The sequence below is a fragment of the Mycobacterium sp. NGS27 genome (genome assembly GCF_059813005.1).
The window spans coordinates 532,943-551,965 of the sequence record NZ_JCALDT010000002.1 but is presented as its reverse complement, the minus strand read 5'-3'; the positions used below and the strand labels follow the sequence as shown (position 1 = coordinate 551,965).

Genomic DNA, 19,023 nt, shown 5'->3' with positions numbered 1-19,023 from the left:
GCCGGACATGGAGGGGTCGCGTCGTTTCCCGCACCAGCTTTCGGGCAAGCCGCGCCGGCTGTTTGGCTGATGTCGGTCTACGACGACCTGCTTGCCGCGGTCGAATACGTCCGAGAACGCACCGGCGATCCGAGCGCATGGCAGGCGGGATTGGCGCCGGCCGAAGTGACCGCAGCGCTCAACCCGACCACCCGGCCCGAACAAATCGAGGCCATCCTGCGCAAGATCCGCCAACAGCACGCCGTCGTATTCGGCGCCGAAAAGACGGCCAACCCGCCGGCGCGGCCATCCGCCGAAGCGCCGGCACCCCCGGATCGCGAAACGGGCGATGCGGCCGATGCCATCGCTAACGCCGAAGCTGCTCTTGCACAACAGAATTCGGCGAGCTCGCAATTGGACCTGCAGGTAATCTCGGCGATCCTCAACGCGCATTTGCATGCGGTTGACGGCAGCGAAGCCCTCACCAGATTGCAGCACGAGACCGAAGCCGCGGTGCGGATCAGGTCGGACCTGGACACCCCGGCCGGGGCGCGTGACTTCCAGCGGTTCCTCATCGGCAAGCTCCGGGACATTCGCGAGGTTGTCCTGAACGCCAGCCTGGATGACACGTCGAAGTCGGCGTTGATGGCCGCCTGGACGTCGCTCTACGACGCCTCCAAAGACGAGCCGAACGCCGAGGGCGAACGCCCGCGAGCTCCGGCGCCGGCTGACCCTTCGGCCACAGGCGAAGGGACCGATGGCGATGCCGACTGGGATCCGCTGCTGGACTCCTTGTTGGCCGACGATGACGCCCTGTCGGGCGATGTTCCGGGGCCGGATCCGGCCGGTGTGGCCGCGATGCCGGCCGTGCCGCAGCAGCCGATGGCGCCCGCCGTGCCCAGCCTTGGCGGCGGATCGCTCCCCGGGTTTGGTTCTCTGCCCGCATCGATGGCTGGTTGGGAAGGACCCGGCAGGCTCCCGCTGTCCGGGCTGCAGGGCGGTGACGGGACCGAACCTGGTCTGGACGAGCTGGCCGACGAGGAGCTGCCGGACGAGGACCAGAGCTCGCGCGACGGATCGAACGAACCGGGCGACGAGGCCGCTGGGCCGCCACGCGAGGCATCCGATGAACCGTCGGCCCATCCGACAACGGTGACGTTGCCTGACGGGGAAACGGTCACCGCTGCCAGCCCACAGCTGGCAGCGGCGATCACGGCCGCCGTCGGCGGCACCCCGATAGCGGAGGCCTTCCAACAGCAGGGGATGACCATTCCCCCACCGGGAACCGCGGTCGCCAGCCCGATCGATTCCCTGCAGGTTGCGCCCGGCGATATCGGTATGTTCACCGATCGTCACGCGCTCGCCCTCGGCCCCGGCAAGGCGCTTCTGGATGGCCAAATTCAACACATCGCCACCGTGAGCGGGCCCAGCTTCCTAGGCTGGGAGCACCCGCCGGCGTCGAATGCGGCAGTAACGGAGCCGGCCAAGCCTGACCCACCGACACCCACGCGGCCGGCGACTACGTCGACCACCTGACCAAGCTCTCCGGAACAACCGGCGATCGTCAACAGGAGACAGCGGATGGCAGATTCGATTCATGTAGTGCCTGCGCACCTACGTCAGGCTGCCGCGCATCACCAGGACACCTCGGAGTACTTGCGTACCGTTCCGTCGTCGCACGCCGCGATCCAGGAGAGTCTCGATTCCCTCGGGCCGATCTTCAGCGAACTGCGCGACGCAGGCCGTGAGCTGCTCGAACTGCGACGCCAGTGCTATGAGCAGCAAGCTGCTGACCACGCAGATCTTGCCGACAAACTCAACGTATCGGCCACGATGTGGGAACAGCACGAGCAGGAGGCGGCCGGAAAGTTCGGCGACATCGTCGACCGCGGTCGATGACCGACGCGAATCCCGCTTTCGACACTGTCCACCCGAGCGGACACATCCTGGTCCGCTCCTGCCGCGGCGGCTATATGCACAGCGTCGCGCTGAGCGAAGAGGCGATGGACACCGACGCCGAGACGCTGGCGCAGGGCATCCTGCTGACCGCCGACGTGTCATGCCTCAAAGCGTTGCTGGAAATCCGAGACGAGATCGTCGCGGCCGGGCACACCCCGTCCGCAGCGGTCCCGACCCCCCGGGATCTCGATGCGGCCATCGAGAAGTTGCTGGCACACAAACTGCGTCGCCGTAGCGGCGCGATCTAGCGGCCTGGCAGGCGCGCCGCCGACCTAGCGTAAGCGTGGCTTGGCGACGCTGGGATCGGGAGCGATACCCGCTGGCGGCTCTACCGGATTGGGGCCGAACAACTCTCGCGCGCGAGCGAGAAAGGCACGCACCTCATCGAGTTGCTGCTGCAGTGCAGAATCAGCCATGTCCTCACGCTACCCAGGGGCGTGCGACCGCACAATTCACCGACCGCATAAGTCGCCGGCCGGCTCCCGGTACGCTTAGCCAGTGGCGGTCTTCGGTCGGATGTCGGCGCGTCAGCGCCTCCGGAGAGCTACCCGGGAATCACTGGCGACGCCCGCTTTCAGCTCCCCTATCGACTGCACCCCCTGGGTGACAGGCGGGTTGTGGCCTGCCGAACTGTCGACGGTCACCCCCGAAACCGCCACTCTCGCTGAGCATCTCAAGGCCGACCTGCAACGAATTGCGCACGCCGCCAACGACGAGCTGAAGCTGCTGAAGCGATCCGGGATGACCGACCCTGCTCGCCAAGCGGCGGAGGCGCGGGTCATCGACGAGGCACGCGGCCGTGCGGTACGCCGAGTCGAATCGACGATTCGCTATCTGCACGCCATGCGGAGCGGGGCCCAAGCCCCCGCCATTCCCCCACCGAGGCGCGAGCCGTCCGACGCGGATCTGAAGAAGACGCAGGTACTGCCGACAATCCGCGAGGCCAAGCCCGCCGCCGAGGCGCCCGCGCGGCTTCCACCACCCGAGGCAGCCCCACGCACGGGAAGACGGCGGCGTCGCGAGCCCGCGGTCGAGCCGGTCGCCGACCCCGGTACACCGCTGTCAGCCCGGCAGGGAGCGCCTGCCGACGATGCCGCCCGTCGCGCCGCTGAGGTGGCGCATCTCGGCGAGACCCAAGTCATCCCGGTGGTCAAGGACGAACCCGAATCAGCGATGCCCGCGCAGCCCGACCCCGAACCGGCTCCGGACCGGGCCGATTCCGGGCGCCACCACGCGATCGTCGAGCCGGCCGATGAGGATGAGCAGCGCGCGACCAGCGGCCCGGCCACCACCGAGGGTGACGCTGCGGGCGCCGTCGACGCGTTGCACCTCGAGCAGACGCAGGTCATTCCGGTGGTCACACAGGCGCAGCCGGTGTTCGAGGCACCCGTGCAGGGTGCGCCCGGGCCGGCGCCGGACCAGGCCGACTCCGGGCGACACCACGCGGTCATCGATGAGCCGGTCACCGTTGAGCCGACGCCGCAAGCGGTCGCGCAGGAACCGACTGCAGAAGCCGCGCCCGCCGCGGACAGCGACAGGGCCACCTCCGCGACCCACCCTCGCGCCGAAAAGCCGTCAATATCAAGGGGTTTCGACCATGAGCGGCTGAACCGGCTGCTCGAGTTCGTGGTCCGGCAGGAGCCGCGGCTGAATTGGGCGATCGGGGATCGTGCCGACGGTACGACGGTACTGGTCACCGATCTCGCGCACGGATGGATACCTTCAGGCATCACCCTTCCGGCGGGCGTGCGGTTGTTGGGGCCCGAGCGTCGCAGCGGCAGGGTCGCCGCACTGATCGGCGAAACCGTGCGCGCCGTCACTTACGCTCCCGGTGATTCGTTGCACCGCTCGGTCAACTTCGCGGCGACCAAGTCCTCGGTGGAGCCGCGCGCGCTGCCCACGATCGACGATCTGGCGGGCGTGCTGAGCGCGGCCACGCGTGGGCGCGGTGATCTGCCCAAGATCGTGTCGAGGTTGGCGCAAGCAGCCGCCGCCGGAACGGTTGTCGTCGATCAGGAGGTCGACGTACTGCGCGTCCATCTCGACACCTCGCGCTACCAGCTCCTGGTTCAGTATCCGAACGTCAATCCCGCGCTCCTGCTCAAGTGCCTGCTGATGGCCGCCACCGAGGGCATCGCCAGCGGAGATGCTGTGTCGGCGAACTACCACCTCGCCTGGTATCAGAAGCTTGCCGGGTGAGCGCCTGGCAGGTTGGCCGCGAACCTGCTCGCATATGAATTGACGCTGGTCGGAGGGGTCGACGATACTGTCGTGGTGGCGGGTTCGGGCAGTCGCGCGAATCTCAGCGAGAAGGATCTCGTCGAATCGGTTCTTCGGGAACTGAGCGAGGCGGCTGACAAGTGGGAAGCCCTTGTGGCGCACGCCGAAGCGGTCACTTACAGCGTCGATCTGGGTGACGTGTATGCCGTCGCGAACTCCGATGGCCGGCTGCTGAAACTGACCTTGCATCCCGGGGTGATGACCGGATATGGGCACGTCGAGTTGGCCGAAAGGTTGAATCTCGCGATTGCCGCGCTGCGCGAGGAGGCCGAGGCCGAGAACCAGGCGAGTTACGGCGGGCCGCTGCACTGACACGCGCTCATCGACCGGCGCTTGATCGGATGGGGCCCCGGCTCTCTTCGCGCGTTAACGCGCTCATCGACCGGTGCTTGATCGGATGGGGCCCCGGCTCTCTTCGCGCGTTCACGCGCTCATCGACCGGTGCCCGGAGGCCCCGCGAAAGCCTGAGCGATCTCCAACCAGCGCTGGGCGTCGGGGCCCCGGGCCGTGATGTCGAGGGCTCTCAATGGACGCCGTTGGGTGACCAGGAAGCAGAAGTCCTGGGCGGACCCGCTGACCCGCTGCTCGGCTTCGGGCGGCCCCCAGGTCCACGTGTCGCCGCCGGGACCGCGCAGCTCGACCAGAAACGGTTCGGCCGGTGGCACCAAATCGTTGACCGCAAAGGCGAAATCGCGGGTGCGGACTCCCAGGTGAGCGATCGACCGCAGGCGCTCCGTCGCGGGGCGGGTCACGCCCAGGGCGTCGGCGACATCGAGACCGTGCGCCCAGGTCTCCATCAGGCGTGCGGTGGCCATCGACGCCGCACTCATCGGTGGGCCGAACCACGGGAGCTTGCGACCGGACTGCACCGTGAGCAGCGCGTCGTGCAGCCGCGCCCGCGTGAGCCGCCACTCGGCGAGCAGCTCGGCCGGCGCCAGCGCCGCCAGCTCCTCGGCGCCGTGGTCGACGAAGCCCGCCGGGTCGGCGGCCGCGTCCGCCAACACCTCGGCGAACCCAACCTCGTCGGTAACCGCGATCAGAGCCACCCGATCGGTCCACAGCAAGTGGCCTATCTGGTGTGCGATGGTCCAGCCGGGCGCCGGCGTCGCCTCGGCCCAGCGGTCGGGCGACAACGGCGCGACCAGCTCGTCGAGCGCGTCGCTTTCGGCGCGCAGGTCGTCGACCATGGGGGCGGGACCGGTCATCGCGGGCCTGGACCGTCGGCCGCGGCCATCGCACAATTCACGTCTGTACCTTAACGATCGCTCGCTGGGCCGCCGCCGCGCCCGATGATGCCGTGCACGACCAGGCCGATCAGGTACAGCACCGATCCGAACAGCGCGAAGGTGGGCGCGTGCCCGTCGTCGGGAATCAAGATGCCGGCCACCGTGATCGAGACGATGAACGCGACCCAGAACAGCGCGTCCTGCACGGCGAACACGTGCCCGCGAAGCGCGTCGTCGACGTCGATCTGGATCGCGGTGTCGGCACAGAGCTTGACCATCTGCCCGGTGATGCCCAGCAAGAAGCCGCACGCGACCATGATCGGGACGAGCAGCTCGGCGCCGGCGACCTCGATGATCGCCGACGTGGCCAGCGCGCCGTTCGCCGTCGCGTAGCGCCCCCACCGGCGGATCGCGGGTGGTGTCAGGACGTTGGCCAAAAAGGCGCCCAGGCCCGCGGCGCCGAAAAACATCAGGGCGGTGCCGAATCCCCCACCTTTCAAGTTGGGCATGTGATGGACCAGCAACAAGACCAGCAGCGAGTTGATGCCGACGACCATCCGGTGGGCGGCCAAGCCGGACAGGGTGGCGGCGACCGTAGGACGCTGCGCCACCGTGCGTGCGCCGTGCAGCCAGCCGGTGATCACCGCGTAGATGACGGGTCCGTGGATCGCTCGCCGGGTGTCGTCGGGGCCCAGCACCCGCGCACCGAACCGCCAGGACAACAGCAACGCGATCGACACGGGAATCGCCGTGAGGAACACGATCACCGAGGCGCCCTTGTCGCTGGCCCCCAAAATGAATCGGGGCACCAGCATGAAGTTTGCGCCGAAGAACGCCGCGATGGCCCCGGCCGCGGTGGCAACCGAGTTCATCGTCACCACCTGCTCGCGCGGCACCACATGCGGCAGCGAGGCCGACAGCCCGGACCCGACGAACCTGGCCAGACCGTTGGCGAACAGGGCGCCCAGCAGCAGCGGCACATCACCAGCCCGGACCGCCAGGATCGTGCCGATCGCGACGAAGAGGATCAGCCGGCCCACGTTGGCGCCGACGAGCACCAGCCGCCGATCCCAACGGTCCATCAACGCCCCGGCGAACGGACCCAGCAGCGAATACGGCAAGAACAGAACCGTGAAGGCGCGCGCTATGGAAAGAGGATCGGCGGCCCGATCGGGGTTGAACAGCAAGGCACCGGCCAGTGCCGCCTGAAACAGACCGTCACCGAACTGGCTCGCGACACGCACCTGCAGCAGCCGCCAGAAATCCGGCAAGCCGCGCACCGACCGCCACACTTCAACGGGTGCGCTGGACTGCATCCGGGTAGGGATCACCGAAACCGACTTCCACGATTGGGGCTGACAATGCTCGCGCGATCAGAGCCGTCCAACCACAGTACAAATCTCCGTGGCCCACGGTCTCGATTGGCCCGGGCCACGATGCGCCGGATGCGATGATGGTGGGGTGCCGCCGCCGGAGGATCCAGAGGACTACGTCGCACCCGCCGCGCAACGGGTGCGTGCGGGCACTTTGCTGCTCGCCAACACCGACCTTCTCGAACCGACGTTTCGGCGCAGCGTGATCTACATCGTCGAGCACAACGACGGAGGGACGTTGGGCGTCGTCCTGAACCGCGCCAGCGACACCGCGGTGTACAACGTCTTGCCGCAGTGGACCAAGTTGTCGGCCAAGCCGAAGACGATGTTCATCGGCGGGCCGGTGAAGCGTGATGCGGCGCTGTGTCTGGCGACGCTTCGCGTCGGCGCGGACCCCCAGAACGTGCCCGGCTTGCGGCATGTGGACGGGCGGGTGGTCATGGTCGATCTCGACGCCGATCCCGACGTGATCGCGCCTTCGGTGGAAGGGGTGCGGATCTTCGCGGGGTACTCGGGCTGGACTATCGGTCAGCTGGAAGGCGAGATCGAGCGCGACGATTGGATTGTGTTGTCCGCCTTGCCATCCGACGTGCTGGTGGGTCCGAGGTCCGACCTGTGGGGCCAAGTCCTGCGTCGCCAGCCGCTGCCGCTTTCGCTGCTCGCCACCCACCCCATCGACATCAGCCGGAACTAGGGCCTCTCCCCCGGCTCAGATCAGTGGCACGACTGCGTGCATCCGGCGCAGCTGCCGGCGCAGGCGGGCGCGGCCGCTTCCTGGCGCAGCGCGAAGCGCGCGCTCTGCCACGAGCCGGCGGCCAACGTTCCCAGCGCGCCCACCACACAGACGACGAGCACAACCAGCGCGGTGTCCGGGACCGCGGCCACCGCCACCGCGCCACCCGCCGCCAGCATCACGGCGGCCGCCAATTGTGTCGGCGCCATCGCGCGCAGCGCCAATGCGGTGGCGCCGAAACTCCGGTTATGCGCCAGCGACCAGGTGCCGAACCCCGCCGAGACCACCGCCGCACACACGCACAGCACGCCCGCAATCAGCATGGGCTCACAATACGAGCCGGTTCACCGGCCCACGCACCCGGCTCTGCGGGCGCCGGCGCGGTCGTCCTTCAGTGCTGGAGGAACGAGAAGTTCGGTAGCGGGGGCAGTCCCGGCAACATCGCCAATAGGCTGGGTGTGCGCTGCGGATTTGCCGCCGGCGCCTGCGCGGGAAGCCCGACCGGGGCCGCGGGTGACGTCTGGGCCAGCGGTACCAGCGGAGCGGCACCGGGTGCCGGGGCGGCAGGCGCGGCTGGGGCCACTGCGGGTGCCGGGGAGACCGGAACGGCGGCCGGTGCCGGAGCGGCAGGCGCGACCGGTGTAGCCGCGGGAGGCTGGGCGGGCAGCCCGACCGGAGAGGCGGCGGGAGCCTGGGCCGGCGCCGGGGCGGCCGCGCCGGGGGCGCTGACGCGGAATCCGTTGATGATGGCGTCGGTGGCGGGCGCGTCGGCGACGCTCACCGCGCGATCGGTGGTCACCGACAGCGACACCAGGTACTTGTCGTGTCCCGACGTGGCAATGACGTGGCGCCGCGACGTGTTGAGCGTCAAATCGCCGTCGCGGTAGGTGCCTTCGACGACTGAGGACGGGAAACCGCCGAAATCGGCCATCGATGCGTTGGTGGGCTGCCAGGCCAGCAGCTTCTGACTGTCGACGTAGCCGTGGGTGATGGCCTCTCTGGGGTCGACGGCACCGACGAGTTTGTACACCACCACCTGGGCATTCGATGAATAAATGCTGCTCCCGTGCCGGTCGGCGATGACCGCGAACGCATCGGGGACGTTGGGGTCGGGCACCTGGGTCCAGCGCGGGGGCATCGGCAGGGTGATGTCGAGTGCGTTGAAGCCCTGGGGCTTTTGCGCCTCCAGCTTCACGCCCTTCGACTGCAGGAATTCGTGAATCGTTCCCGACGTCGCCGGAACCGGGGCCGCCGCCGGAACCGCGGCCGGAACCGCCGGGGGGACCGCGGCCGGAACCGTGGTTGCGGGGGCCGGGGCGGTGGCCCGCGGGGCAATCTGATTGGCGGCCGGCGGGGCCGCGAGGTATCGGCTCGGTGGCACGAGCTCTGGCCCGAGGTTCTGAGGTGCCGGCGCGGGGACCGTGGGGGCGGGCGCCGGCGCCGGAGGCAACGGGTCTGCCGATGCCGTGCCGCCCGCGACAACCGCCAGGCCGATCAGGCCAGCGACCACACCGCCGAGGAGTGCCCGGTGGGCGGGGACGATCTCAATCATCTGCGTCGGTCCTTCCAATGGCTCAAGTACCAGAAGCCGTCGATAGTGGCTGACTGTAACTAGAGGTCAAAGGCGGTGAACAGGCTCGAAACACACCTGGGATGAACCTCTGATCGGCGCGCAACGGAACCGAGACCAACCTGTAGCCCGGCGGGGCCGCTGGGGTTCCCTTATACCCTGTTCAGGTGACCGACTCCCCGACCGCTTCGCCGGCGAGCAGCTCTGGCGCCGCCGTGCCCGAATCTGACGCGCCGCCGCATCGCTACACCGCGGCGTTGGCGGGCCGTATCGAGGCCGCGTGGCAGGAGAACTGGGCGAAGCTCGGGACGTTCAACGTGCCCAACCCGGTCGGTTCGCTGGCTCCGGCAGATGGAGCCCCGGTCCCCGACGACAAGTTGTTCGTGCAGGACATGTTTCCCTACCCGTCGGGGGAGGGGCTGCACGTCGGCCACCCGCTCGGCTACATCGCAACGGACGTGTACGCCCGGTACTTCCGGATGACCGGCCGTAATGTGTTGCATGCGTTGGGGTTTGATGCCTTCGGGTTGCCCGCCGAACAGTACGCGGTGCAGACCGGGACCCACCCGCGCACCCGTACCGAGGCCAACGTCGTCAACTTTCGGCGCCAGCTGGGACGCCTGGGCCTCGCCCATGACAACCGGCGCAGCTTCTCCACCACCGACGTCGAGTTCTACAAGTGGACCCAATGGATCTTCCTACAGATCTACAACGCCTGGTTCGACACCGCCGCCAACAAGGCCCGACCCATCGCCGAGCTGGTCGCCGAATTCGCTTCCGGTGCCCGCGGCCTCGAGGACGGGCGCGACTGGGACGCGCTGTCGGCGGGGGAGCGGGCGGACGTCATCGACGCCCACCGACTGGTCTACCGGGCCGACTCGATGGTGAACTGGTGTCCCGGTCTGGGCACCGTGCTGGCCAACGAAGAGGTGACCCCCGACGGCCGCAGCGATCGCGGCAACTTCCCGGTGTTCCGGAAACGACTGCGGCAGTGGATGATGCGAATCACCGCATACTCCGACCGGCTGCTCGACGACCTCGACGTACTGGATTGGCCCGAGCCGGTCAAAACCATGCAGCGCAACTGGATCGGCCGGTCCACCGGCGCCAAAGCGCTGTTCGCGGCGACCGGCGCCGACGGTGAGACCGTCGATGTCGAGGTGTTCACCACGCGCCCCGACACTTTGTTCGGCGCCACCTACCTGGTGCTGGCGCCCGAGCACGACCTGGTCGACAACTTGGTGGCGGCCGCATGGCCGGACGGCACCGATGCACGTTGGAAATACGGCGCCGCCACACCGCGCGAGGCCGTCGCCGCCTACCGGCAGGCGATCGCATCGAAGTCGGACCTCGAACGCCAGGAGAGTAAGGCGAAGACCGGCGCCTTCCTGGGCAGTTACGCCGTCAATCCCGCCAACGGGAAACCGGTGCCGATCTTCATCGCCGACTACGTGCTGGCCGGTTATGGCACCGGGGCGATCATGGCGGTTCCCGGTCACGATCAGCGCGACTGGGACTTCGCCCACGAGTTCGGGCTGCCGATCGTGGAAGTCATTGCCGGCGGTGACATTTCGGAGGCCGCCTACGCCGGCGACGGGGTGCTGGTCAACTCCGGCCACCTCGACGGATTGGCTGTGGCCGCGGCCAAGGAGAAGATCACCGCGCGCCTTGAGGCTGAGGGTCGTGGCTGCGCGCGCATCGAATTCAAGTTGCGCGACTGGCTTTTCGCCCGGCAGCGCTACTGGGGCGAACCGTTCCCCATCGTGTACGACACGGACGGGCGTGCGCATGCGCTCGGCGAAGCCGCGCTGCCGGTCGAGCTGCCCGACGTGCCGGACTACTCGCCCGTGCTGTTCGACCCCGACGACGCCGACAGCGAGCCGTCGCCACCGCTGGCCAAGGCGACGGACTGGGTGCACGTCGAGCTGGACCTCGGCGACGGCCTCAAGCCCTACAGCCGCGACACCAACGTGATGCCGCAGTGGGCCGGCAGCTCCTGGTATGAACTGCGCTACACCGATCCGCACAACTCGGAACGGTTCTGCGATAAGGAGAATGAGGCCTACTGGATGGGTCCGCGGCCGGCTGAGCATGGGCCGCAGGATCCCGGTGGCGTCGATTTGTACGTCGGCGGCGCCGAACACGCGGTGCTGCATCTGCTGTATGCGCGGTTCTGGCACAAGGTCCTCTACGACCTGGGCCATGTGAGCTCTCGGGAGCCCTATCGCCGGTTGGTGAACCAGGGTTATATCCAGGCCTTCGCCTACACCGACGCGCGCGGCTCGTACGTCCCTGCGGAAGAAGTGGTCGAGCGGGACGGCCGGTTCGTCTACCCGGGACCCGGGGGAGAGGTCGAGGTCTTCCAGGAGTTCGGGAAAATCGGTAAGAGCCTGAAGAATTCGATATCACCCGACGAGATCTGCGACGACTACGGCGCCGACACGCTGCGGGTCTACGAGATGTCGATGGGCCCGCTGGAGGCCTCGCGCCCCTGGGCGACCAAGGACGTCGTGGGAGCCCACCGCTTCCTGCAGCGCGTGTGGCGCCTGGTGATCGACGAGCAGACCGGTGACACCCGCGTGGTCGACGACCCGGCACATGAGTTGGCGACCGACACGCTGCGAGCACTGAATCGGACCGTTGCCGGGGTCGCGGAAGACTATGCCGCACTGCGCAATAACACCGCTGCGGCCAAGTTGATCGAATACACCAACCATCTCACCAAGGAGCATCGCGACGCGGTGCCCCGGGCGGCTGTCGAGCCGCTGGTGTTGATGCTGGCGCCCCTGGCCCCGCATATGGCCGAGGAGTTGTGGCTGCGACTGGGCCACCAGACCTCGCTGGCGCACGGCCCCTTCCCGGTCGCCGATCCCGCCTATCTGGTCGACGACACGATCGAATACCCGGTGCAGGTCAACGGCAAGGTGCGCGGACGGGTGCTGGTGGCGGCCGACGCCGATCAGGACACGCTGAAGGCCGCCGCGCTGGCCGACGAGAAGGTCCAGGCGTTTTTAGCGGGTGCCAACCCGCGCAAGGTGATCGTGGTCCCGGGCCGACTGGTCAACCTGGTCGTGTAGCGGCACCTAGCGCTCGGCGGGCCGCAGCACCACCTCGTGCAAGTGACCGTCGGGCGGGGTGGCCACCGCATTAGCGACGGCGGCCGCGACCGTTTCGGGCTTCAGGAAGTCGGCCGGGTCATAGCTGCCGCCCTCGAACTCGACGAGTTCTCGCTGCATGTCGCTGTCGGTCCGTCCCGGATAAACGGTCGTCACTTTCAAGTCCGGTTCGCCGCTGCGCAGCGAATCCGCGAAGGCGCGCAGCGCGAACTTACTGGACGAATAGGAGGCCATACTCCGCGAAGCGGTCCGGCCGGACCCGGAATTGATGAACACCACCCGCCCGCGGGCGCGCCGCAGCGCCGGCAGCAGCGCCAGCGTAAGTTCCACCGGTCCAAAGACGTTCACGGCGAAGGTGGCACGCCAATCGTCGACGTTGGAGTCGGCGACAGTGCCGGGTATGGACACCCCCGCGTTGTGCACCAGCACGTCGAGTTCGTCCACGATTTCGCAGGCGGCCTGGATATCGCCGGAGTCGGTGAGATCCAGGGGAAACGTGGTGGCCCCCAGTCGCTGCGCGACCGCGTCGAGCCGATCGGACGGGCGGCCCGCCAGCAGCAAGGTGTGCGTGGGTGCCAGCGCTGCGGCGATGGCCGATCCGATAAAGCCGCCGGCGCCGGTGATGAGTGCATTGGGCATGTCCTGCAGTTTACCGATGTCCCAGGATCAACTGAAAAGCGTTGATGGGGTGCGCTTTTCAGGCTTCCTTGCGTTTGGGTGGCACGCCGGCGGGTCCAGACGTCGGGTCACCGGAGGCCAGCCGCTCCAGCGGGGCCAGCGCTTGCATCAGGGTGTTGAGGTCGGACGTCGGGAGCTGGCTGAGCATCGCGGCCAGCGAAGCGCGCCGATTGGCCAGCGATTCGCCGTGGACCGCCCGCCCCCTCGGGGTGATGTCCACGAGCACCGCACGCAGGTCGGACGGGTCGCGGGAGCGCTTGACCAGGCCCACCTTCTCCAGCCGCCGGATCGCCACGGTCGTGGTGGGAGTCCGCACCCGCTCGTGTGCGGCGAGATCGGTCATCCGAATGGGCCCTTGATCGAGGAGCGTGACCAGGATCGACAACTGGGCGAGGGTCAACTCTCCGGCCGCAGCGCCGCTGGGGTCTCCGCGGCGCAGAATGGCAAACAATTTGGACAAAGCGCGGTGCAAACCTTCGGCGAGTTCGGCTACCTCGGCCGGGGTCGATTCGCTGTCTGCCATAAATCGGGAGTCTATCCCGATATGAGGGGCATACAAGGGAGCTATCGCGCACTCGATAGTGCAGATCAAAGCACTTGGGACAGAAAACGCTGCAGCCGTTCGGTCTCCGCGGCGTCGAATATCTGCTCAGGGGGGCCCGATTCCACGACCTTGCCGTGATCCATAAACACAACGGCGTCGGATGCCGACCGCGCGAAACCCATTTCGTGAGTCACCACAACCATTGTCATGCCGTCGGCGCCGAGGTCGGCAATGAGTTGCAGTATTCCCTTGACCATTTCGGGATCCAACGCCGAGGTCGCCTCATCGAAAAACATCACCTGCGGCGCCATCGCCAGCGCACGGGCGATCGCGACCCGCTGTTGTTGCCCGCCGGACAGCATGCTGGGCCGGGCACCGGCCTTGTGCTTCAGGCCAACTCGGTCCAGCTGCATCAGCGCTAGGTCGCGCGCCTCGTCGGCGGGCAGGCGGCGTAACTTTCGCGGAGCGATCGCAACGTTTTTCAGAACGCTGAGGTGCGGGAAGAGATTGAAGTGCTGGAACACCATGCCGATACGCTGGCGCAGCTCGTCGGGATCATCGCGCAGCACCGATCTGCCATCCAGCAGGATGTCCCCGCTGTCCGGCTCATACAAGCGGTTCAAGGTACGCAGCAGCGTCGACTTGCCCGAACCGGACGGCCCGATGATCGCCACGGTGCTGCCCGCGGGCGCCTCGATGTCGACGCCGCGCAGCACCTTGCTTGCGCCCAGGGTTTGGTGAAGGTCTTTGGCCGCCAGCGAGACTGACGCGCGTGCGTGAATGCCGGAGGTCACGTGATTTCCTGGCCGAATGTCGTCGCAAGCATGTCGGCGTCGTCCTCGGGCGCGTCGGCGCGCCGGCCGCGGCGAAGGCGAGTGTCGATGTAATTCACCAAATGCGTTAGCGGAATGGTTAATAGCAGGTAGAACAGACCGGCGGCCACCAACGGCGACAGGCTGCCGGTCTGCGCGTTGAGGTCTCGGCCGACCTGAAAAAGCTCTCGCTGATCGGCGATCAGGCCGAGAAAGTACACCAGCGCAGAGGCTTTCAGCAGCCCGATGGCCTGATTGACCAGGGCGGGCAGCACGCGGCGGATTCCCTGCGGTACCACCACCAGCCGCATCGCGGTGACATAGCTGAAGCCCAGCGCCCGGGACGCTTCCAGTTGCCCGGGATCGACGCTTTGGATTCCGGAGCGCAAAATCTCGCCGATGTAGGCGGCGGCCATCAACCCCAGCGCGGCGATGCCGAGCGGGTAGGGATCTTTGTCGGTCAGCCCGCCGACCAACGGGCCGACGCCCATCCCGATCAGCAGGATGATCACCACTTCGGGCAGCCCGCGGAAGATGTCGGTGTACACCCGCGCCGGCCAGCGCAGCCAGCGCCGGTGCGAGATTCCCGCCATCGCCAACACCATCCCCAGCGCCAGGCCGATCACGAGGGCGCTGTTGGTCAGAATCAAGGTATTGGGCAATCCGGTGGTGAACAGAATGGGAATGGCCTGCCGGTACATATCCCAGTCGAAGAACGACTCACCCAACTGCGCCAGTGGTGATTTCGGGGCCGGCGGCCCCGCGGCCGAGCGGTGTTGTTTGGCGATCGCGGCGAAGTCCGGCAGTTTGGGGAAGGGCGCGGCTTTGGAGCCGGGCTTCCAGCCGGGCGGCATCGTCCGCGGCACCCATTGGGTGTACAGGCGCGCCCAGGTTGCGTCGGCGATGACGGCGTCCAGCCCGGAATTGAGCGCGTCGATCAGACCCTTGTTGCCTTGTGCGACCGCATAGGCCACGAAATTGCCTGGGCTGTAGGTATTTGCGGCGACCACCGCCGGGTCACCCGGGCGGATGACGGTCGCCGCGAGGGCTCCCGGCGCCACCCACGCATCGATCTGGCGGGATTTGAGGCTGGCGTACAAAGTGGCAAAGCCCGGGTACTTCACGGGTTGCAGATGCAGGACGTCGACGACGTAGGACTCCTCGACGGTGCCTTGCACGACGCCGATGCGTTGGCCGGCCGCCAGGTCGCTGAACTTGTGGATGGCCGAACCGGGCGGAACCACCAGCGAATAGAAGCCGAAGTCGTAGCCATTGGTGAACGAGACGGTGCGCCGACGGGCGTCGGTGGCCTTCACCGCTGCCGAGCCGACGTCGAATCGCCGCGACGCCACCTGGGCGAGCAGCGCGGAAAAGTCGGTGCTGACGAAGCGGACCTGCAGGCCCAGCTTGTCGGCAATGGCGCGCAGCAATTGGTTGTCGAATCCGCTGAATTCGCCGGTGGGATTGATGCAGATGTTGGGCGGGGCGTCCGACAGCGTGCCGACCGTCAGGACGCCCGGGGTGCTCAGGCCCAGGCCGTCGACGTCGACCGCGCCGATCGGCTCGACCGATGCCGTTGTGTCGCGGTCGTCCTCGCCCGTGGTCGGGTTCTCGGCCAGGTCTTTGGGCAGGGTCCGCGCGCTGTCCACGCCGGCCGGTGCGCATTGATTCGAGTCGGCGGCCGCCGGCGCAACCGGTCCGCCCAACACGACGCCGCATACCATGAGCACTGTCGCGGCCAGGCCGAACGCCCTCCCGCGGCGTTTGGTGTGCCGGCCCACGCGCGAACTCATCAGAGTCACCGTAACGACTGAACGGCGGCAGGGCCCGATCAGCGTCCGTTCACAGCGACAGCGGCGCTCCGCGGCGGGCGGTGTCCGCATCGGAGATGACCTGTGGCGGGCCCGCAACCACCCGACTGAAGTCGTCGGTCGGGGTGAAGACCCGCCGCCGGAACAGTTCGGCCAGCATCGTCTGGGCCATCAGGTACGAGCGGTCGACGCACGCCGCCCGCGCGGCTTCGGGGTCGCGCCGTTGTATCGCCGCGGTCTCGTCTTCATAGAACGGCAGCATCTCGTCGCGCCCGCTTTGAAAGGTCGTCCAAAACAGGCGGGGGATGAGGTTCTGCGAGGCGCGGATCGTGGCATGCAGCCGCGGACCGGCGTACTCGTCGTTGACGGTGCGCCGGTATTCGGCGGCGGTGTCGGTGAAGGCGCGCGAATCCTTGGCGGTGCGAAGCGAGCGCATGAGCCCGTCGAGCTGTCCCAGAATCCGAGGCGTTGGACTGGTCGCCGCGCGGGCGGACGCAATCCCGTTCAGCAGCCCGTCGAGTTCGTGGTGCTCGAGGACGGTGTCTTCGTCGAACCGCTCGACGAACGCGCCACGGTGGTAACGCGTGGACACAATGCCGTCGTGTTCGAGTTGGACCAGCGCCTCTTGAATAGGGACCCGGCTCACTCCCAGGCCCACTGCGATCTCATTGCGATCGACGCGGTCCCCAGTGCGCAGCTTCCCGGTCAACAAAAGGTGGAGGATGTGCGAAACAACCAGGTCCTTTTCTTTGACCCCGTATTTCTTCGGCATCTTTTGTTGAGTCTCTTTCACACCCGGCTCGGCCATCTGGCGGTGGAAGTTTCTCACGAATTGGCGCGTGCGTTTAGGTGTTTGGCCGATCAATTCAATGCCGCGCGGCCGGATTATCGACTATCGCGCCACTTGCACAGCGCTTCGGCGGCGGTCAGGTCGTATTCCGGCCCATTCACACCGACGGTCAGCAGCGTCACGCCCAGCGAGGTGAGGCCTTCGGCGTTGGCGATCAATCCGTCGACGCCCTCGCCGCGGCGAACGCCGCTGTTGTCCTCGACGCCGGCTGACCTCTGGATGGTGGACGGGTCGCGCCCTACGGCGGCGCAATGGTCTTCCAGCGCGGCCGCCGCGGCCGGATAGGTCTCGACGGTGGTGAAGCCGTGCCAGATGTCGCCGTACTCGGCGACCATTCGCAGCGTCTTTCGTGGGCCCTTGCCGCCGATCAGGATAGGGAGGTCGCGGGTGGGAGCCGGGTTCAATTTGGCCAGTCGAGCTTGGATTCGAGGTAGTGCGGTCGCCAGGTCGTCCAGGCGGCTGCCGACGGTCCCGAATTCATAGCCGTACTCGTCGTAGTCCTTTTGTTTCCAACCCGAACCGATGCCCAGGATGAGCCGGCCGTCGGAGATGTGGTCGACGGTGCGGGCCATATCGGCCAGCAGCTCCGGATTGCGGTAGGAGTTGCACGTCACCAGCGCGCCGATCTGGATGCGCGATGTCTGTTCGGCCCAGGCCCCGAGCATCGTCCAGCATTCGAAATGCGCGCCGTCGGGATCGCCGTAGAGCGGAAAGAAATGGTCCCAGTTGAAGGCGACGTCGACGCCGATGTCCTCGCAGCGGCGCACGGCGTCGCGGATCTGGCCGTATTGCGGCGCGTGTTGCGGCTGCAGCTGGACACCGATGCGGATCGGAAACGCAGAGGTCATGGCACCACCGTAGGCCCCGTCAACCTGCCGGCGCCGCCTCAACCTGCCGGCGGACGACGCAATGCGTTCCGCTGTAGACGGTGGGCATGCATTTCATGCAGTGGATACACAGGCCCTCCGTCGCCGTCTCCTCGCGAAATCCGTTGACCAGATAGGGATCTCGAAGCAGCGCACGGGCCATCGCCACGAACTGGAAGCCCTCGTTCAGTGCACTTTCCACCGTGTCGAGCCGGTTGATGCCGCCCAGGAGCATCAGTGGCATCGACAGCGCGGTGCGAAACTGACGCGCGAGCGGCAGGAAGAATGCCTCTTCGAAGGGGTAGCTGCGGAACAGCCGCCGGCCGATTGCCCGAAGGCCCAGCCCGACCGGCCGGGGTTGAGAGGCGATGAATTCGTCGAGTGGAACGTCGCCGCGGAAGTAGTACATCGGGTTCAGCAGCGAGCTACCGCCGGTGAGCTGTAACGCGTCCAGGTGTCCGTCGTGCTCGAGAAGCCGCGCCGTGGGGATGCTGTCGTCCAGCCAGAAGCCGCCGCGAACCCCGTCGTCCATATTGAACTTGGCGGTGACGGCGACGGACTGACCGACGGCGAGCCGGACCCGTTCGGCGACGCGACGCGCCAGCTCCGCGCGGCGCACGGTGTCGCCACCGAAGCGGTCGTAGCGCCTGTTCAGATTCGGGCTGAAGAACGAGCTGAGCAAATAGCCGTGCCCCATGTGGATTTCGACCGCATCGAATCCGGCGTCGACCGCGTTTTGGGCGGCGGCGCCGAAGTCGTCGACGACAGCTCCGAGTTGTTCGCAGGTGGCCGCCCGAACCAGTCCCATCGCCGGTGCGCTGACGCGGGTGGACGGCGCCAGGGTCGCCGTCCGGTTGGACAGCGTGTTCGCGACCAGTCCCGCGTGACCGATCTGGGCGCACACCAGCGCGCCGGCCGCGTGTACGGCGTCGGTCAACCGGCGAAGCTGCGGCACCCTTTCGCGATCCAGAACGATGGTGTCCCGGTGCACACGGCCGCCGGGGGAAATCGCGCAGTAGGCGACGGTCGTCATGGCGACCCCGCCGCGGGCCACCTCGGTGTGGAAGTCGATCAGCGCGTCGCTGACGCGGCCGCGCGGCATCACGCCCTCGAACGTCGCCGCTTTGACGAAGCGGTTTTTCAGGTGCAAGGGCCCCAGGCGAAGCGGGGTGAAAGCCACTTTCGATACCATTGGCACCGAAATATAGCACGACGGCGGATCCCAG

Annotated in this window: 18 protein-coding genes and 1 pseudogene; 7 read left to right on the top strand and 12 right to left on the bottom strand. The window is 67.4% G+C overall.

The window, feature by feature from the left end:
- Positions 1-69 precede the first annotated feature (69 nt).
- Genes AC5Y30_RS07265 through AC5Y30_RS07255 form a run of 3 tightly spaced genes read left to right on the top strand, consistent with a single transcriptional unit; the run spans position 70 to position 2,186 of the window.
- A complete protein-coding gene (locus AC5Y30_RS07265; RefSeq protein ID WP_499917398.1) occupies positions 70-1,515 on the top strand; it encodes a DUF4226 domain-containing protein in 1,446 nt (481 codons plus the stop codon).
- Positions 1,516-1,560: 45 nt separating this feature from the next.
- Positions 1,561-1,878, top strand: coding sequence for an ESX-1 secretion-associated protein (locus AC5Y30_RS07260; RefSeq protein WP_499917397.1), 318 nt, complete (start codon positions 1,561-1,563; stop codon positions 1,876-1,878).
- Entirely contained in the window at positions 1,875-2,186 is a 312-nt protein-coding gene (locus AC5Y30_RS07255) for a DUF2694 family protein (RefSeq protein ID WP_499917396.1), read from the top strand. Before AC5Y30_RS07260 ends, AC5Y30_RS07255 begins: the two co-directional genes overlap by 4 nt.
- 24 nt (positions 2,187-2,210) lie before the next feature.
- On the opposite strand, the gene AC5Y30_RS07250 is transcribed toward AC5Y30_RS07255, so the two are convergent.
- Positions 2,211-2,354, bottom strand: coding sequence for a hypothetical protein (locus tag AC5Y30_RS07250; RefSeq protein WP_499917395.1), 144 nt, complete (start codon positions 2,352-2,354; stop codon positions 2,211-2,213).
- 82 nt (positions 2,355-2,436) lie between these two features.
- Between AC5Y30_RS07250 and AC5Y30_RS07245 the strand changes: the two genes are divergently transcribed.
- Together AC5Y30_RS07245 and AC5Y30_RS07240 are read left to right on the top strand one after the other, a co-directional pair.
- Positions 2,437-4,137 carry a DUF5632 domain-containing protein gene (locus AC5Y30_RS07245; RefSeq protein WP_499917394.1) on the top strand — a complete coding sequence of 567 codons (1,701 nt, stop codon included), beginning with the start codon at positions 2,437-2,439 and terminating at the stop codon, positions 4,135-4,137.
- 72 nt (positions 4,138-4,209) lie between these two features.
- Complete coding sequence (locus tag AC5Y30_RS07240; RefSeq protein WP_499917675.1) at positions 4,210-4,530, top strand: DUF2710 family protein; 321 nt, start codon at positions 4,210-4,212, stop codon at positions 4,528-4,530.
- 119 nt (positions 4,531-4,649) lie between these two features.
- On the opposite strand, the gene AC5Y30_RS07235 is transcribed toward AC5Y30_RS07240, so the two are convergent.
- On the bottom strand, positions 4,650-5,423 hold the full coding sequence (locus AC5Y30_RS07235) for a TIGR03084 family metal-binding protein (protein WP_499917393.1): 774 nt from the start codon (positions 5,421-5,423) through the stop codon (positions 4,650-4,652).
- A 50-nt stretch (positions 5,424-5,473) separates the two neighbouring features.
- Positions 5,474-6,806, bottom strand: a pseudogene (locus AC5Y30_RS07230) (MFS transporter).
- Positions 6,807-6,905: 99 nt separating this feature from the next.
- Between AC5Y30_RS07230 and AC5Y30_RS07225 the strand changes: the two are divergent.
- On the top strand, positions 6,906-7,511 hold the full coding sequence (locus AC5Y30_RS07225; RefSeq protein ID WP_499917392.1) for a YqgE/AlgH family protein: 606 nt from the start codon (positions 6,906-6,908) through the stop codon (positions 7,509-7,511).
- Between the two features lie 20 nt (positions 7,512-7,531).
- Here AC5Y30_RS07225 and AC5Y30_RS07220 read toward each other — a convergent pair whose 3' ends face one another.
- Both AC5Y30_RS07220 and AC5Y30_RS07215 read right to left on the bottom strand, forming a co-directional pair.
- Positions 7,532-7,873 (bottom strand): hypothetical protein, encoded by a 342-nt coding sequence (locus tag AC5Y30_RS07220; protein ID WP_499917391.1) that lies wholly within the window; start codon positions 7,871-7,873, stop codon positions 7,532-7,534.
- Between the two features lie 68 nt (positions 7,874-7,941).
- A complete protein-coding gene (locus AC5Y30_RS07215; RefSeq protein ID WP_499917390.1) occupies positions 7,942-9,102 on the bottom strand; it encodes an LpqN/LpqT family lipoprotein in 1,161 nt (386 codons plus the stop codon).
- Between the two features lie 185 nt (positions 9,103-9,287).
- On the opposite strand from AC5Y30_RS07215, the gene leuS reads away from it, so the two are divergent.
- Positions 9,288-12,197, top strand: a complete 2,910-nt coding sequence (gene leuS, locus AC5Y30_RS07210) for a leucine--tRNA ligase (RefSeq protein ID WP_499917389.1) — start codon at positions 9,288-9,290, stop codon at positions 12,195-12,197.
- A 6-nt stretch (positions 12,198-12,203) separates the two neighbouring features.
- Here leuS and AC5Y30_RS07205 read toward each other — a convergent pair whose 3' ends face one another.
- The 7 genes from AC5Y30_RS07205 to AC5Y30_RS07175 form a co-directional block, all read right to left on the bottom strand.
- Positions 12,204-12,875: an SDR family oxidoreductase gene (locus AC5Y30_RS07205; protein WP_499917388.1), complete on the bottom strand. Its 672-nt coding sequence runs from the start codon at positions 12,873-12,875 to the stop codon at positions 12,204-12,206.
- A gap of 58 nt (positions 12,876-12,933) precedes the next feature.
- Entirely contained in the window at positions 12,934-13,437 is a 504-nt protein-coding gene (locus AC5Y30_RS07200; RefSeq protein WP_499917387.1) for a MarR family winged helix-turn-helix transcriptional regulator, read from the bottom strand.
- A gap of 65 nt (positions 13,438-13,502) precedes the next feature.
- Positions 13,503-14,252: an amino acid ABC transporter ATP-binding protein gene (locus AC5Y30_RS07195; protein WP_499917386.1), complete on the bottom strand. Its 750-nt coding sequence runs from the start codon at positions 14,250-14,252 to the stop codon at positions 13,503-13,505.
- Positions 14,249-16,063 carry an ABC transporter substrate-binding protein/permease gene (locus AC5Y30_RS07190; protein WP_499917385.1) on the bottom strand — a complete coding sequence of 605 codons (1,815 nt, stop codon included), beginning with the start codon at positions 16,061-16,063 and terminating at the stop codon, positions 14,249-14,251. Before AC5Y30_RS07190 ends, AC5Y30_RS07195 begins: the two co-directional genes overlap by 4 nt.
- 49 nt (positions 16,064-16,112) lie before the next feature.
- A complete protein-coding gene (locus AC5Y30_RS07185; RefSeq protein WP_499917384.1) occupies positions 16,113-16,853 on the bottom strand; it encodes a GntR family transcriptional regulator in 741 nt (246 codons plus the stop codon).
- Between the two features lie 113 nt (positions 16,854-16,966).
- Complete coding sequence (locus AC5Y30_RS07180; protein ID WP_499917383.1) at positions 16,967-17,779, bottom strand: LLM class F420-dependent oxidoreductase; 813 nt, start codon at positions 17,777-17,779, stop codon at positions 16,967-16,969.
- A gap of 19 nt (positions 17,780-17,798) precedes the next feature.
- Complete coding sequence (locus AC5Y30_RS07175; protein ID WP_499917382.1) at positions 17,799-18,989, bottom strand: NADH:flavin oxidoreductase; 1,191 nt, start codon at positions 18,987-18,989, stop codon at positions 17,799-17,801.
- Positions 18,990-19,023 lie beyond the last annotated feature (34 nt).

Coding starts and splice junctions, on each gene's coding strand:
- AC5Y30_RS07190 (WP_499917385.1), bottom strand. CDS start 16,063: ATGAGTTCGCGCGTGGGCCGGCACACCAAACGCCGCGGGAGGGCGTTC.
- AC5Y30_RS07260 (WP_499917397.1), top strand. CDS start 1,561: ATGGCAGATTCGATTCATGTAGTGCCTGCGCACCTACGTCAGGCTGCC.
- AC5Y30_RS07185 (WP_499917384.1), bottom strand. CDS start 16,853: ATGCCGAAGAAATACGGGGTCAAAGAAAAGGACCTGGTTGTTTCGCAC.
- AC5Y30_RS07205 (WP_499917388.1), bottom strand. CDS start 12,875: ATGCCCAATGCACTCATCACCGGCGCCGGCGGCTTTATCGGATCGGCC.
- AC5Y30_RS07200 (WP_499917387.1), bottom strand. CDS start 13,437: ATGGCAGACAGCGAATCGACCCCGGCCGAGGTAGCCGAACTCGCCGAA.
- AC5Y30_RS07265 (WP_499917398.1), top strand. CDS start 70: ATGTCGGTCTACGACGACCTGCTTGCCGCGGTCGAATACGTCCGAGAA.
- AC5Y30_RS07180 (WP_499917383.1), bottom strand. CDS start 17,779: ATGACCTCTGCGTTTCCGATCCGCATCGGTGTCCAGCTGCAGCCGCAA.
- AC5Y30_RS07255 (WP_499917396.1), top strand. CDS start 1,875: ATGACCGACGCGAATCCCGCTTTCGACACTGTCCACCCGAGCGGACAC.
- AC5Y30_RS07220 (WP_499917391.1), bottom strand. CDS start 7,873: ATGCTGATTGCGGGCGTGCTGTGCGTGTGTGCGGCGGTGGTCTCGGCG.
- AC5Y30_RS07250 (WP_499917395.1), bottom strand. CDS start 2,354: ATGGCTGATTCTGCACTGCAGCAGCAACTCGATGAGGTGCGTGCCTTT.
- AC5Y30_RS07215 (WP_499917390.1), bottom strand. CDS start 9,102: ATGATTGAGATCGTCCCCGCCCACCGGGCACTCCTCGGCGGTGTGGTC.
- AC5Y30_RS07235 (WP_499917393.1), bottom strand. CDS start 5,423: ATGACCGGTCCCGCCCCCATGGTCGACGACCTGCGCGCCGAAAGCGAC.
- AC5Y30_RS07175 (WP_499917382.1), bottom strand. CDS start 18,989: ATGGTATCGAAAGTGGCTTTCACCCCGCTTCGCCTGGGGCCCTTGCAC.